A 13868-nucleotide genomic window follows, 5' to 3' on the forward strand; every position below is an offset into this window, starting at 1 on the left:
ACGTACTCCTGAATGTGGGGGTATCGGGCCCGCGGGGCGCGGAATGCTCCCGCTGGACGGGCAACCCGCCTATCGTACCCGCCGCACGCACGGCGCCCAATTCGAAGCGGGGGACGATGCACGGGCCGGGTTGCGCTCGCTCCCGGCACGGCGCCGCGGAAGGGGCGGGTTCCGCGCCTAGGCTGGCGAGCATCGTCCCAAGGAGGCCCGATGCTCGCCGCCGCTCTCGTCCTCGCCGCGCTGGCCGCGCTGGTGCACGTGGCGATCTTCTGGCTCGAGTCCGTCGCGTGGATGCGGCCGGAGACGCGCGCGGTGTTCGGGATCCGCACGGAGCACGATGCCCGGGTCACCCGTCCGCTCGCCTTCAACCAGGGGTTCTACAACCTGTTCCTCGCGCTGATCGCGGTCGTGGGCGTGGTGTTCACCGCCGCGGGATGGCGCGATGCGGGGCTGGCGCTGGTGCTGGCGGGCTGTGGCGCGATGGCCGCGGCCTCCGTGGTGCTGGTGGTCTCGGGCGGGCGGCGCTATCTGCGCGCCGCCGCGGTCCAGGCGGTCGCTCCCCTGCTGGCGGTGGCGCTCACCGTCGCCGCGGTCCTCAACGGTTGAGCCGCATCGTCCCGTCGGGGTGACAGTTCGGGCTCACAGCAGGATCTCCAGTGCCGCCCGGATCGCCGGCCGCGCATTGGGGAACGATGCGGCCATCGCGAGGAGCGCCGACGGGTTGCTCTCTCGAGTGCGCAGCCATCGCTTCAACGCCTCGATAGCGAGGTCCGCGCCCCAGTCATGGCGCAGTCGGAACGAGTCGATGATCGTCCGCTCCGCCGAGTAGAGGCCGATCAGAAGTCCGCCGGGCAGGCGGTGCTCGCCACGCCCGATGTCGAAAGTTACCGCGTCAAATCGATGCCACACGATCGGAGCCGTCGGCGCCTCGATCGGGTGCGTCCCGCGTGGGATCGCGATGTGGGAGCGGGTGGGGATCTCGTCGGCCAGCTCGTGTAAGGCGAGAGCCGAGAGCAGGCAGAGCGTCGCTTGCGGACGCTTGGCGGCGATCGCCATCCACGCCGCCGTCGTGTCGTCAGCCGCACCGGCACGCAGGAAAAGCCCCGGCGCGATGCGCGCGTACTCCCCTGCGCCAGTCAAGGCCCGAAGCTGATGACGGGTGATCCCGTGAGCCGCGAGCGAGCCGTAGTCGAGCGTCGTGGGATGAGCAGATGGATCCACGCTCACGCCCCCCCTCCCGACGAAATCCGGAACAGACAAAGCCTATCTGTGACGATTTCCGTTGAACCAGGTGGCAATGCGATCAATCGGCTGGGGCGTCGAAGGCAGTGTCGAGGAGCCCCCGGAGCATGTCGCGCAGTTCCGGTCGGTGGGAGTACATCTCAAGTCGCGCAACGGCAACGTCGTAGCATTCGGCATCGACCCGCGAGCCGACCACCCAAACCACGACGATCGAACCGTCGGATTCGACGCGGTAGACGATGCGGTACTGGCGGTTGCCAACGACGAGCTTGCGCAGCCCGGTGAGGTTCCCCGAAGCGCGAGAGCCGAGGGGTGCGCCGCGCTGTTCGGGCAGATCCTTGAGCTTGTTCAGGCCGCTCACGACGAGCTTGCGGGCGGACCCGTCGAGCGCGCGGACGTCGTCCTGCGCCTCGGGGGTCAGGATGATGGTTGCCAAGGTGCGGCCTTTCGGCGTGACGTCAGTCGTCGAGGTCGATGCCAAGCTCGACGGCGAACTCCTCCAGGCTCTTTCGGCCAGCGCCGTCGTCGGTCGCGATACGGGTGAGGGCTACCGCGAGCAGGCGCATGTCCTCCTCCCGTTCGGCGATGCGGTCGAGCTGCTCCATGTCGGCCATCGGCACGATGGCGACGGAGGGTTCGTTGTTCTTGAGCACGACAACGCGGTTGCCGTCGGCGACTCGGGCCGTGATGCTGGCGAAGTCACGGGCCGCCTTCGTCGCGCTGACGAGATCACGCGTATCGGTCTTCATGGAAACCTCCTCGCTCGCGGCACCCAGCCGCGAGGCGAACACCCGGCACCCGGCCGGGGTGGAGCGAAAGCCTCGGCACCTGGCCGGGACGTGGAGGGCACCTGGCCCAAGCCCATACGCATCACCATACGCATGATCATGCGCATTGTCGAGGAATCTCGATGAGCAGGCACTGCCACGACAACGCGACATCCGCAGGCCGCCGGCGATCGCCACAAAGATGAGTAAACGATGACCTGGTCATGTTTCACGTCCAATGATGGTCGTGGGAACTCACGAGTTACCAGGACTTTCACCGTCGGGGTGACAGGATTTGAACCTGCGACCCTCTGCTCCCAAAGCAGATGCGCTACCAAGCTGCGCTACACCCCGTGGCCCCCGAACAGGGGGCGCTGTTCCCCGCATCGGCGGGGCTCGGCTACTCTAGTACGCGCCGCGCAGGCGGCGATGCGGGTGTAGCTCAATGGTAGAGCCTCAGTCTTCCAAACTGATTACGCGGGTTCGATTCCCGTCACCCGCTCCATGACGAAGGCCCCCTCCGCGGAGGGGGCCTTCGGCGTCTCGGCTCTGCGGCGCGGTCAGACCCGTCGGCCCGCCGGCCCCCATTGCTGTGGTGGTAGATGCGCGCACGCTTTCGCACAGAGTCGTGCGCGGATCTACCACCAGCACCCCAACGCGAGGGCGCCCGCCCCCGTCAGGCGGAGGCCGCGCTCAGCGCCTCGAGCTCCTCCGCAGACAGCACCAGCGTCATCGAGGCGACCAGCGGCGCCAGCTGGTCGAGCGTGCGCGCCGAGGCGATGGGGGCGACCACCGTCGGCTGATCCCGCAGCCACGCCAGCGCGACCGCCGCCACGTGGGCGTCGTGCGCGGCGGCGATGCGGTCGAGCTCCGCGAGCACGCGTCGGCCGCGCGCATCGAGGTACGCGCCCGCAGCCGCGGCGCGCCGGCTGTCGACCACCGCATCGTCCCGGTACTTGCCCGTGAGGAAGCCCTTCGCGAGCGACCAGTACGGCAGCACGCCCAGGCCGTGGCGCTCCGCGGCGGCGCGCAGCTCGCCCTCGAAGCCGCGCTCGACCAGGTTGTAGTGAGGCTGGAGGGCGACGGGCCGGTGGAGGCCGTCGCGATCGGCGATCGCGCACCACTCGTCGATGCGGGCGGCCGTGTAGTTGGAGATGCCGATCTCCCGCACCAGGCCGTCGTCGACCAGCGCGGAGAACGCCGCGGCCGTCTCCTCGAGCGGCGTGTCGGGGTGGTCGAAATGCGCGTAGTAGAGGTCGATCCGATCCGTCCGGAGGCGCGCAAGGCTGGCCTCGGCCGCGGCGCGCACGGTGGCCGCGCCGAGCCCCGTGAACTCGGGGTGCTCGCTCACCTTCGTCGCGACGAGGACGTCGTCACGGCGACCGCGCGCGGCGAGCCACTCCCCGATCACGGTCTCGGACTCGCCGCCCGAGTTGCCGGGCGCCCACGCCGAGTAGACGTCGGCCGTGTCGACCAGGCGCCCGCCGCCGGCGACGAACGCGTCGAGGATGGCGAAGGAGTCGTCGCGGTCGGCGGTCCAGCCGAACACGTTCCCACCAAGCGCCAGGGGCGCGTCGGTCAGGTCGAGGGTTCCGAGTGCGGAGGCGATCTGCTCAGTGGTCATGCGGGCTCCTGTCGGGTAGCGGGCCCCGGGACGATGCGATGGTCCGGGAAGCCTGGGTCGTTCAGTGTCGTCGAGGGAGTGGGGTGCCGGCGCGGAAGGTCGGCGCCGATGCGGCGGCCGGGTCGAGTGCCGGAGGCCCGGGTGCGGGCGCTCGCTAGAAGAGCCCGATCACCACGCCCGCAAGCGCGAGGCCCGCAGTGTCGTGCGCCGCATCGATGAGCGTGATGCCGGGGTGGCGCAGCGCGAAGCCGTTGTGGAGCGCATGGGCCCCGCCGCGGAACACCAGGCCGATGAGCGCGCCCAGCACGAGGCCGCCGGCCCAGTCGTCGATGCCGAGTCCGTTCATGAGCACGGCCAGGAGGATCACGCCCAGGGCGTTCGCGACAATGGTGCCGCCGAAGGCGACGCCCATGCTCGCGCCCTCCATGTCCTCGCGCGTCATCCCGTTGAGGCGCTGCCACAGCGGAAACAGACCCACCGGCGAGTACCACCAGAAGCCGAGCGCGAAGGCCGCGAGGAACGCCACGAGCACGGCGATCCAGTTGACGTCCGCGAGCGAGAGCCAGTCCATGAGGCCGAGACTACGAGGCGAAACGACAACCCTCTACCCCTCAGGCGCAGCAACCTCGCGAAAGCGACCACCACCTACCCATTCCGGATGGGGCGGGGGGCGGGGGCCGGGCGGGGCCGAGCTGGGCAGCGGGGTCGGGGGCCGGGCGGGGCCGGGCGGCGGGGGGCTCAGCCCTCGACGGCCGCGGCGATCTCCTCGAGGTCCGTGTCGAGCGCCTTGCGGGTCGCCTTCATCCCCGCCTTCCCGAACAGCAGCCATCCCACGCGCTGCGCCGGACCGGGGTGGGGCGTCTCGGCGGTGAAGCTCACCCGCAGGAGGGTGCCCTCGCCGTCGGGGATGAGCGTGAAGATGGTCTCGTACTCGGTGCCGCGGTTCTCGGCCACCACCACGGTGCGGTGCGGCGCGTCGACCTCGGCGACCTCCATGACCTCGTCGGCCTCGCGGCCGAACATGCGGCGCGTCTCCCGCCAGCGCACGCCCGGCTCGTAGCCGTCGCCCTCGAGCCGCTGGATCGCGACGATCGCGCTCATCACGTCGGCCGCGCCGTCGAGGTCCGTGACCACCTTCCAGACCGCCTCGGGCGACGCCTCGATGCGCCGCTCGGTCTCGATCCGATGCCCTGACATCGCTCCCCCTCGGTCCGTTGCCTCGGCCCCAGGCTAGCCCCGGCGCGCGCCCGGCCTCAGACCCGGACGGCGAAGTGCCGCGCCAGGTCCCCGATGTCGGCCTTGAGCCGCACGGTCCCGCCCAGCGAGAAGAACGTGGCGATCGCGCTGCGCATCGCACGCTCCGCGAGCGTCGGCTGCGGCTTGTACACGTGGAAGACGCGCCGCACGTGCGTGCCCTCGGCCGTCTCCTCGAGGAAGGTGGTCACGGTGAACTCGCCGTCGGGCCCCACCCGCTCCTGGACCAGCCGGGTATAGGGCTCCGCCTCGAGGGTGGTGAGGCGGATGACGTTGGGTTCGGCGCCCGCGTCGCGCTCGCTGAACTGCATGACGTGCCCCAGCTCCCCCGGCTGGCCCTCCTCGGTCACCGCCTGGATCACCATGGAGAACACCTCGACCCGCAGGTCCGGTTCTGTCAGGCACCGCCATACGTCCTTCGCGGTCGCGGGGATGGTCCCCTCCCGCTCGACGGACATATCCAGCGCCCCTGCCATGATTCCTCCCCGCGGCGGAGCGACGAACGCGCCCCATCAGCCCACCGTAGTGCGCACGCGACCAAAGTTGCAGGTTGGCGCCGCCGGGCCGGCGGACACGCCGCGGTCGAGGGACGATGCACGGTCCGGCCCGGGGTCCAGGGTCGGCCAGGGATCCACGCAGCCGCCGCGAGGGGTGGGCGGGCGGGCCCGCCGCCTCGCGTCCGCGCGAGCGGGCCCGCCCACCCCCACGGGTGCCGCCCCCCGCGGGCACCCCTGGCACCTCCTACGCTACGAAGGCAGCCACGGTGCGGGTATCCCCATTTGTGGGGGAAGGGCATGCACCGGATCGGACACCGGCGCCCGCACGTCACGAATCGGGCGGCGGTACCGCGTGAGGTGCGCCACACGCACCCGTTCCCCTGGTCGACCAGGGGGTTGCCGCACGACTCGCGGCGCCGCTAGGCTCGCGTTATCCGCACCGGAGGGCACCCACGATGAGCATCGAGAGCCGCGCATTCGCCGCCGCCTCTGCCGTCGTCGCACGCCCCGCCGCGCGCTCGTGCGCCTGCGGCTGCTGCTGTCTGTAGAGCGCCGGCGCGCTCCCCGATCCGAGGATCGGAAGGTCTCACGCCGCCGCTCTGCCCGGCATTATTCCTGATAGATCAGCGTTGCACCCCCAGCATTTCCCCACCACCAAAGGAGAAGGACCGCTCATGGCCCGCATCTACGAGGACGCGACCGCCCTCATCGGCAACACCCCGCTCGTCAAGATCAACGCACTGGCGGAGGGCGTCGACGCCACCGTGCTCGGCAAGCTCGAGTTCTACAACCCGGCCAACTCCGTCAAGGACCGTCTGGGCGTCGCCATCGTCGACGCCGCCGAGGCGGACGGATCGCTGAAGCCCGGCGGCACCATCATCGAGGCGACGTCCGGCAACACGGGCATCGCGCTCGCGATGGTGGGCGCGGCCCGCGGCTACAACGTGGTGCTGACCATGCCCGAGACGATGTCCAAGGAGCGCCGCGCGCTGCTCCGCGCCTTCGGGGCGGAGCTGGTCCTCACCCCCGGCCCGGAGGGCATGCGCGGCGCCGTCGAGGCGGCCACCAAGATCGCCGAGGAGCGCCCCGGCTCGGTGCTGGCCCGCCAGTTCGCGAACGAGGCCAACCCCGCCATCCACCGCCGCACCACGGCGGAGGAGATCTGGAACGACACCGACGGCGAGGTCGATATCCTCATCGCGGGAATCGGCACCGGCGGCACCATCACGGGCGTGGGCGAGGTGCTCAAGGAGCGCAAGCCCTCGGTCCAGGTGATCGGCGTCGAGCCCGCGGAGTCCCCCATCCTCAACGGTGGCAAGCCGGGCCCGCACAAGATCCAGGGCATCGGCGCGAACTTCGTCCCCGAGATCCTCAACACCGAGGTCTACGACGAGATCTTCGACGTCGACGCGGAGACCGCGGTCGCGACCGCACGCGCGGCGGCCCGCAAGGAGGGCCTGCTCGTGGGCATCTCCTCCGGCGCCGCGCTCCACGCCGCGATCGAGGTGGCGAAGCGCCCGGAGAACACCGGCAAGACCATCGTCGCGATCATCCCGTCGTTCGGCGAGCGCTACCTGTCCTCCGTCCTGTACTCGGACCTGATGGACTAATCCAGCACGGCGGCGCGTTGCCGCCCCCGGCACCACATCCCACCTGGAAGGGCTTCCTGCCATGGCATCCGACATCTCAGCGCTCGGCCGAGCGCTCGAGGACATCCGCACGGCGAGGCGGCGGGATCCCGCCGCGCCCGCGTGGTGGGTGATCGCGGGCTCCTACCAGGGCGTCCACGCCGTCTGGTATCACCGGGTGGCGCACTGGCTGTGGCGCCGGGGGCTGCGCTCGTACGCGCGGCTGGTCTCGCAGTACGCGCGGCGCGCGACGGGCATCGAGATCCACCCCGGCGCGCAGCTGGGCCGGCGCGTGTTCATCGACCACGGCATGGGCGTGGTGATCGGCGAGACCGCCGTGGTGGGCGACGACGTGCTGATGTTCAACGGCATCAACCTGGGCGGCACCACGATGAGCCCGGGCAAGCGCCACCCCACGATCGGCGACCGCGTCGTGATCGGCGCGGGGGCCAAGGTGCTCGGCCCCCTTCACATCGGATGCGACGCGCGCATCGGCGCCAATGCCGTGGTCGTCAAGGACGTCCCGGACGGTGCGACCGCCGTCGGCATCCCCGCGGTGATCCGCAACCACCCGGGGCCCACGGAGGCCTCGACCGCCGCATCGGCCGTCGACTCGGGCGACTCGCACCGGCACCCCAACCCGGACGCCCCGCCGGAGCCGGTGCACGAGCCGGCCATGTACTACATCTGACGCGCCCCTAGGGTGGGGCCATGCGAACCTTCACCCTGCCGCACACCGACATCGTCGTCCCGGACGTGGTCCTGGGCCTCATGCGCATCGTCGAGAAGTCCGACGAGGAGGTGCGCGCGCTCGTGAGCGCCGCCCTCGACGCGGGCATCGACTTCATGGACCACGCCGACATCTACGGCCCGCCGTACCACGGCTGCGAGCGCCGCTTCGCGGAGGCCCTCCGGCTCACCCCGTCCGAACGCGACCGCCTCACCCTCCAGACCAAGTGCGGCATCCGCCAGCCCGGGCCGTACTTCGACTTCTCGTACGAGCACATCGTGTCCTCCGTCGAGGGCTCGCTCGAGGCGCTCGGCACGGACCGCATCGACATCCTGCTCCTCCACCGTCCCGACGCGCTGGTCGAGCCCGAGGAGGTCGCGCGCGCCTTCGACGACCTCGAGGCCGCCGGCAAGGTGCGCCACTTCGGCGTCTCGAACCACACCCCGGGCCAGATGGATCTGCTGCGCAAGCACGTGCGCCAGCCGCTGGTCGCCAACCAGATCCAGCTCTCGATCACCCACGCCCCCACCATCGCGGGTCCGATGGCCATGAACATGGCGGCGCTCGACCAGTCGATCGCGCGCGACACCGGCGTCATCGACTACTGCCGCCTCCACGACATCACCCTTCAGGCCTGGTCGCCGTTCCAGGCCGGATTCTTCACCGGCCCGTTCCTGGGCTCGCCCGAGTACCCCGAGCTCAACGCCGTGATCGACCGGCTGGCCGCGCAGTATGACGTGCCCGCCGAGGCGATCGCGGTCGCGTGGCTCACCCGCCACCCCGCGCGCATGCAGGTGGTGCTGGGGACCACCACGCCGGCGCGCGTCGCCGCCGCGGCCCAGGGCTCGGACATCACCCTCACCCGCGCGGAGTGGTACGCGCTGTTCCGCGCCGCGGGCTACCTGGTGCCCTGACCGCCGGGGCCCCTGAGCCCGCGGCCCTCACACAGACGACGAGGCCCCGGTCGATCGACCGGGGCCTCGTGCCGTCTCGGGGGACGATGCGGTGGGCGGGCTATCCGGCGAACGAGCGCAGCATCCAGGCGGCGTCCTCGTGCGCGGCGAGGCGCGCGTTGAACAGGTCCGCCGTGGCGCCGTCGCCGGCCTCCTCCGCGACCTCGACGAGCGGGCGCACCAGGCGCGCGACGGTCTCGTGGTCGCGGCGCAGGTTCTCGACCATGGTCATCGCGTCCGCGGTGCGGTCGTTGTCCTTGATGGACGTGTGCTCGGTGAACTCGGCGTACGAGCCCGGGGCGGGAGCCCCGAGGGCGCGCATGCGCTCGGCGAGGACGTCGGCGGCCTTCCACAGCTCCGTGTACTGCTCCTCGAACATGAGGTGGAGCGAGCGGAAGTGCGGGCCGGTCACGTTCCAGTGATAGCCGTGCGTCTTGAGATACAGGGTGAAGGTGTCGGACAGCACCTGCGCGAGGCCGGCGTTGATGGCCGTGAGATCCTCGGACTTGATGCCGATCCTGGGCTGGGTCGCGGTGGTCCTGGCGGGCGTGGCGGGCTTCATGTCTCCTCCTCCGTCGGGTTCGCAGGCCGCGGAAAGCGCCCCGCGGCTCCACTGGGGTGCAACCGGCCTGCCGCGGCCGACATTCCCGGGGCCAACGTCCGTACCGGAATCCGCTCCCACGCTGTTATGTTGCGAGCATCATGGACATCTTCTCGCTCGACCCGCAGCCCGCCGCGGAGGCCTGCCCCGCCCCTGCCGTGCAGGACGCACCCGGGGACGATGCGATGGTCGAGATCCTCGCCCAGACCCGCCGGGTGGCGATCGTGGGAGCCTCCCCGAACCCGGCCCGCACGAGCTACCAGGTGGCGGTGTGGCTCATGGAGCACACCCCGTACGAGCTGTTCCTGGTGAACCCCGCCGCCGAGGGCGAGGAGATCCGTGGACACGGCTTCTTCCCCACCCTCGCCGAGGTGCCGGTCAAGGTCGACCAGGTCGTGGTGTTCCGCCGCGCCGAGTACACCCCGACCATCGCGCAGCACGCGGCCGACGCGGGCGCGGGCGGCGTGTGGCTCCAGCTGGGCATCGCGAACGCGCACGCGATGCGGATCGCGGCGGAGCACGACATGACCGCCGTGCAGAACCGCTGCATCAAGATCGAGTACCGCCGCCTGGCCGACCGCATCGAGGCAGCGCGCGACTGACGGCTCTCCCCCGAGGCGACACGCGCATCGGCCCCGTCCAATCCGCGCCATACCGTTTCAAGGTGCCACGATGAGGGCATGAGCCTCGCCGCCGGGTATCGACTCGTGTCCATCGACCGCGACCGTGGCGCGGAGATGCTCGAGGTCGACTCGTGGGCCTTCACCGGCGACTTCGCGCCCGGCGAGGCCGAGGACTGGCTCGCGGCGATCCCGTTCGACCGGGCCCGCGCGATGGAGATCGCGGACCCCGGGCGCGGCCCGCTGGGCGAGCTCGCCGCGGTCAACTCCTCCTATACGTTCCGCATGGCCGTGCCGGGCGGCGAGCACGTGCCCGTCGCGGGCCTGACGTTCGTGGGCGTGCACACCGGGCACCGAAGGCGCGGCCTGCTGCGCGCGATGATGGCCGACCATCTGGCCGACGCCCGCCGCCGCGGGGAGGTCGCCTCGGCGCTCTACGCCGCCGAGTCCGAGATCTACCAGCGGTTCGGCTACGGCCTCGCCGCGCAGCAGCTGACCCTGCGCGTGCCGCGCCGGGCGGATCTGCGGGAGGTGGCAGGCGCGGACGCGCTGACCGTGCGCCTCGAACGGCTGAGCCTCGAGCGCCACGGCCGGGTCATGCGCACCGTCCAGGCGCGGCTCGCCCGCCCGGGCACCATGACGCTCGAGTCGGACTACGCGCTGCAGGCACGTTTCTGCGATCCGGTCTCCGACCACCGCGACTCGGAGCGGCTGCGGATCGCGATCGTCGAGGACGGGGACGAGCCCGTCGCGTATGCCATCCTGCGCCGCAAGGCGGACTTCGGCGACGACTCGATGCCGTCGGGCAAGGTGACCGTGCAGCAGCACGCCGCGCTCACCCCGGCCGCCACGCATCGGCTCTGGTCCGTGCTCGCGGACATCGACCTGATGGCCACCGTCCACGCGGCGCCCTTCGCGGTGGACGATGCGCTGGTCCACATGCTCGTCGACCTCCGGTCCGCGGCCCCGCGCCTGCGCGACAACCTGTGGCTGCGCCTCGTCGACGTGCCCGCCGCGCTCACGGCACGCTCGTACGTCACCCCCGTCGACGTGGTCGTGCGCGTCGAGGACCCCCTGTTCCCGGACAACGCCGGCCCGTGGCGCATCACCACGCGCGACGGCGAGGGGCACGTGGAGGACGCGCACGGCGCCGAGCCACACGTCGTGATCGGGATCCAGGAGCTGTCCGCGGCCTACCTGGGCGGCGCGAGCGTCGAGGCGCTCGCCTCCGCCGGGCTCGTCGAGGAGCGCCGCCCGGGCGCGGTGCGCGCGCTGGCCGCGGCGCTGGGGTGGGTCCAGGCGCCCGTGTGCAACCTGTTCTTCTGACGCGGCGCGCTCGCCCGGGGCGCGCCGACGCGGAGGCTCAGCGGGACTGCTCGTAGCCCATCATGCGGTCGATGCGGCGCTGGTGGCGCTCGTCGCCGGAGAAGGGCTCGGCCACGAACGCGTCCGCGATCGCGGTGGCCTCCTCCAGCGAGTGCATGCGGGCTCCCAGCGAGCCGATCTGCGCGTCGTTGTGCTGGCGCGCGAGCTTCGCGGTCTCGACCGACCAGACGAGCGCCGCGCGGATGCCCGGCACGCGGTTGGCGGCGAGCTGCTCGCCGTTGCCCGAGCCGCCGATGACGATGCCCAGGTCCTCCCCCGCGCTCGCCGCCACGGCCTCGGCCGCGGCGATGCACATGGGCGGGTAGTCGTCGAGCGCGTCGTACTCGTACGCGCCGTGGTCGACCACCTCGAGGCCGGCCTGCGTGAAGTGGGCGAGAAGGTGCTGCTTGAGCTCGAACCCTGCGTGGTCCGCGGCGATGTGGAGGCGCATGGCGCCATTGTGCCAGCGCCGCGCCGCGCCGGCCTCCCCGCGGGCCATCCGGCCGGAGGACGATGCGAAACCCGGCCCGCGCATCGTCCCTCGCCTCCCCTCCCGGCACCCAGGAAGACCCTCGCCGTGAGCGAAACGTCCCGCCGTGTGTCGGACGTCACGCCTAGGGTGAGTGCATGACATTGCATTCCGGCATCGACCAGTCCGAGTTCTCGCCGTCCGTGCGCGCGCAGGACGACTTCTTCCGCTACGTCTCCGGCCCGTGGGAGGAGACGCACCAGATCCCCGCCGACCGCGCCGCGGACGGCTCGTTCTACACGCTCCGCGACGAGGCCGAGAAGCAGGTCCGCGTCATCATCGAGGAGGCGGCCGCGGACACGCAGATCGGCGCGCTGTACGCGTCCTTCATGGACGTCGACCGCGTCAACGGGCTGGGCGTGGCCCCGCTCGAGGCGGACCTCGCGCTGGTCGACGGCGCGACGTCGCACGACGACCTGGCGCGCGTGATCGGCGAGCTGCAGCGCTCCGGCGTGGGCGGCCCGGTGGGCTACTACGTGTTCGCGGACAAGTCGGACCCGGACCGCAACGTGGTGTACCTCGGCCAGTCGGGCCTGGGCCTGCCGGACGAGGCCTACTACCGCGAGGACGCGCACGCCGCGACGCGCGAGAAGTACGTCGCCCACGTGGACCGCATGGCGGGCCTCACCGGCGCCGCCTTCGACGGCGCGGGCATCGTGGCGCTCGAGACGGCCATCGCGAAGGACCACTGGGACCGCGTCAAGACCCGCGAGGCGGACCTCACGTACAACCCGACCACGCTCGCGAGCCTCACCCAGGACGCGCCGGGCTTCCCGTGGGCCATCTGGGCGGACGCGATCCGCATGCCGGAGGCCGCGCACGAGCTGCTCATCGCGAGCGAGCCCTCCTACTTCACGGCGCTGGGCGCCGCCTGGGAGGCCACCGACCTGGAGGCGTGGAAGGCGTACCTGCGCTGGCGCATCGTCTCCTCGCGCGCGCCCTACCTCACGGAGGAGATCTCCAAGGCGAACTTCGACTTCTACGGCACCGTGCTGTCCGGCGCGACCGAGCAGCGCGACCGCTGGAAGCGCGGCGTCAGCCTGGTCGAGGGAGTCGTCGGCGAGCTCGTGGGCCAGGAGTACGTGGCCCGCCACTTCCCGCCGGCGTACAAGGAGCAGATGGACCGCCTGGTCGCGAACCTCATCGAGGCGTACCGCCAGTCGATCGAGTCGCTGCCCTGGATGACGCCCGCGACCCGGCAGAAGGCGCTGGAGAAGCTGCGTCAGTTCACGCCCAAGATCGGCTACCCCGACAAGTGGCGCGAGTTCGACGGCCTCGAGCTGGCCGCGGACGACCTGCTGGGCAACGTGCGCGCCGCCTCCGCGTTCGAGGAGGACTACGACTGGGCGAAGATCGGCAAGCCGGTCGACCGCTCCGAGTGGCTGATGACCCCGCAGACGGTCAACGCCTACTACCTGCCCGTCGCCAACGAGATCGTGTTCCCCGCCGCAATCCTCCAGGCGCCGTTCTTCACCCCGGACGCGGACGACGCGATCAACTACGGCGGCATCGGCTCCGTGATCGGCCACGAGATCGGCCACGGCTTCGACGACCAGGGCTCGAAGTACTCGGGCACCGGCGCGCTCGAGGACTGGTGGACCGAGGAGGACCGCGCCGCGTTCATGGAGCGCGCCCAGCGCCTCATCGCCCAGTACGACGGCTACTCCCCCAAGCAGCTCGACGACGCGCACCGCGTCAACGGCGCGCTCACGGTCGGCGAGAACATCGGCGACCTCGCCGGCGTGGAGATCGCGCTCAAGGCCTACGAGATCGCGCTGGGCCACCCCATCACCGCGGCGCCGGAGATCGACGGCCTCACCGCCGTGCAGCGCTTCTTCATCGGGTACGCGCTCACCGAGCGGATGATGGTCCGCGACGAGGCCCTGGTGACCCGCCTGGCCACGGACCCGCACTCGCCGTCGGAGTTCCGCGTCAACGGCATCGTGCGCAACCTCGACGCCTGGTACGACGCCTTCGAGGTGACCGAGGCCGACGAGCTGTGGCTCGCCCCCGAGGAGCGCGTCTCCATCTGGTAGCAGGGACGATGCACGGGTCGCC

16 protein-coding genes and 2 tRNA genes are annotated in these 13868 nt (G+C 71.3%); 8 read left to right on the top strand and 10 right to left on the bottom strand.

What is annotated here, in order from left to right; translation table 11 throughout:
• Positions 1 to 210 precede the first annotated feature (210 nt).
• The gene (locus AOM03_RS10905) at positions 211 to 606 is read left to right on the top strand and encodes a DUF1304 domain-containing protein (protein ID WP_062381279.1); all 396 of its coding nucleotides are present in this window, start codon (positions 211 to 213) and stop codon (positions 604 to 606) included.
• 33 nt (positions 607 to 639) lie between these two features.
• Here the strand turns inward: AOM03_RS10905 and AOM03_RS10910 are convergent, their stop codons facing one another.
• The 4 genes from AOM03_RS10910 to AOM03_RS10925 all read right to left on the bottom strand — a co-directional run bounded on the left by AOM03_RS10910 (position 640) and on the right by AOM03_RS10925 (position 2363).
• Positions 640 to 1227 carry a type IV toxin-antitoxin system AbiEi family antitoxin domain-containing protein gene (locus tag AOM03_RS10910; RefSeq protein WP_227589975.1) on the bottom strand — a complete coding sequence of 196 codons (588 nt, stop codon included), beginning with the start codon at positions 1225 to 1227 and terminating at the stop codon, positions 640 to 642.
• A 76-nt stretch (positions 1228 to 1303) separates the two neighbouring features.
• Complete coding sequence (locus AOM03_RS10915) at positions 1304 to 1678, bottom strand: type II toxin-antitoxin system RelE family toxin (protein ID WP_062381281.1); 375 nt, start codon at positions 1676 to 1678, stop codon at positions 1304 to 1306.
• 22 nt (positions 1679 to 1700) lie between these two features.
• On the bottom strand, positions 1701 to 1991 hold the full coding sequence (locus AOM03_RS12830; protein ID WP_062381284.1) for a type II toxin-antitoxin system prevent-host-death family antitoxin: 291 nt from the start codon (positions 1989 to 1991) through the stop codon (positions 1701 to 1703).
• A gap of 298 nt (positions 1992 to 2289) precedes the next feature.
• Positions 2290 to 2363 (bottom strand) — tRNA-Pro (locus tag AOM03_RS10925).
• Positions 2364 to 2440: 77 nt separating this feature from the next.
• Between AOM03_RS10925 and AOM03_RS10930 the strand changes: the two genes are divergently transcribed.
• Positions 2441 to 2514: transfer RNA gene (locus tag AOM03_RS10930), tRNA-Gly, on the top strand.
• A 171-nt stretch (positions 2515 to 2685) separates the two neighbouring features.
• Here AOM03_RS10930 and AOM03_RS10935 read toward each other — a convergent pair.
• The 4 genes from AOM03_RS10935 to AOM03_RS10950 form a co-directional block, all read right to left on the bottom strand.
• Positions 2686 to 3633, bottom strand: coding sequence for an aldo/keto reductase (locus AOM03_RS10935; RefSeq protein WP_062381286.1), 948 nt, complete (start codon positions 3631 to 3633; stop codon positions 2686 to 2688).
• Between the two features lie 154 nt (positions 3634 to 3787).
• Positions 3788 to 4204, bottom strand: coding sequence for a DUF1761 domain-containing protein (locus AOM03_RS10940; RefSeq protein ID WP_062381288.1), 417 nt, complete (start codon positions 4202 to 4204; stop codon positions 3788 to 3790).
• Between the two features lie 167 nt (positions 4205 to 4371).
• Entirely contained in the window at positions 4372 to 4830 is a 459-nt protein-coding gene (locus tag AOM03_RS10945) for an SRPBCC family protein (RefSeq protein ID WP_062381291.1), read from the bottom strand.
• A gap of 56 nt (positions 4831 to 4886) precedes the next feature.
• Positions 4887 to 5363, bottom strand: coding sequence for an SRPBCC family protein (locus tag AOM03_RS10950; RefSeq protein WP_082092357.1), 477 nt, complete (start codon positions 5361 to 5363; stop codon positions 4887 to 4889).
• Between the two features lie 695 nt (positions 5364 to 6058).
• On the opposite strand from AOM03_RS10950, the gene cysK reads away from it, so the two are divergent.
• From cysK to AOM03_RS10965, 3 genes are all read left to right on the top strand, one after another.
• Positions 6059 to 6994, top strand: a complete 936-nt coding sequence (gene cysK / locus AOM03_RS10955) for a cysteine synthase A (RefSeq protein WP_062381294.1) — start codon at positions 6059 to 6061, stop codon at positions 6992 to 6994.
• A gap of 61 nt (positions 6995 to 7055) precedes the next feature.
• Positions 7056 to 7703: a serine O-acetyltransferase gene (gene cysE / locus AOM03_RS10960; protein WP_082092358.1), complete on the top strand. Its 648-nt coding sequence runs from the start codon at positions 7056 to 7058 to the stop codon at positions 7701 to 7703.
• 20 nt (positions 7704 to 7723) lie between these two features.
• Entirely contained in the window at positions 7724 to 8656 is a 933-nt protein-coding gene (locus AOM03_RS10965) for an aldo/keto reductase (protein ID WP_062381297.1), read from the top strand.
• A gap of 100 nt (positions 8657 to 8756) precedes the next feature.
• On the opposite strand, the gene AOM03_RS10970 is transcribed toward AOM03_RS10965, so the two are convergent.
• On the bottom strand, positions 8757 to 9257 hold the full coding sequence (locus AOM03_RS10970; RefSeq protein WP_062381299.1) for a Dps family protein: 501 nt from the start codon (positions 9255 to 9257) through the stop codon (positions 8757 to 8759).
• A 140-nt stretch (positions 9258 to 9397) separates the two neighbouring features.
• On the opposite strand from AOM03_RS10970, the gene AOM03_RS10975 reads away from it, so the two are divergent.
• Together AOM03_RS10975 and AOM03_RS10980 are read left to right on the top strand one after the other, a co-directional pair.
• Positions 9398 to 9898 carry a CoA-binding protein gene (locus AOM03_RS10975; RefSeq protein WP_062381301.1) on the top strand — a complete coding sequence of 167 codons (501 nt, stop codon included), beginning with the start codon at positions 9398 to 9400 and terminating at the stop codon, positions 9896 to 9898.
• Between the two features lie 78 nt (positions 9899 to 9976).
• Entirely contained in the window at positions 9977 to 11242 is a 1266-nt protein-coding gene (locus AOM03_RS10980) for a GNAT family N-acetyltransferase (RefSeq protein ID WP_062381303.1), read from the top strand.
• A 37-nt stretch (positions 11243 to 11279) separates the two neighbouring features.
• Here AOM03_RS10980 and AOM03_RS10985 read toward each other — a convergent pair whose 3' ends face one another.
• On the bottom strand, positions 11280 to 11732 hold the full coding sequence (locus tag AOM03_RS10985) for a ribose-5-phosphate isomerase (RefSeq protein WP_062381393.1): 453 nt from the start codon (positions 11730 to 11732) through the stop codon (positions 11280 to 11282).
• Between the two features lie 176 nt (positions 11733 to 11908).
• Here AOM03_RS10985 and AOM03_RS10990 point away from each other — a divergent pair, with 176 nt between their 5' ends.
• Complete coding sequence (locus AOM03_RS10990; protein WP_062381305.1) at positions 11909 to 13846, top strand: M13 family metallopeptidase; 1938 nt, start codon at positions 11909 to 11911, stop codon at positions 13844 to 13846.
• Positions 13847 to 13868: the final 22 nt, after the last annotated feature.

This window comes from Demequina pelophila, assembly GCF_000971175.1.
In the GTDB taxonomy this organism is placed as follows: Bacteria; Actinomycetota; Actinomycetes; order Actinomycetales; family Demequinaceae; genus Demequina; species Demequina pelophila.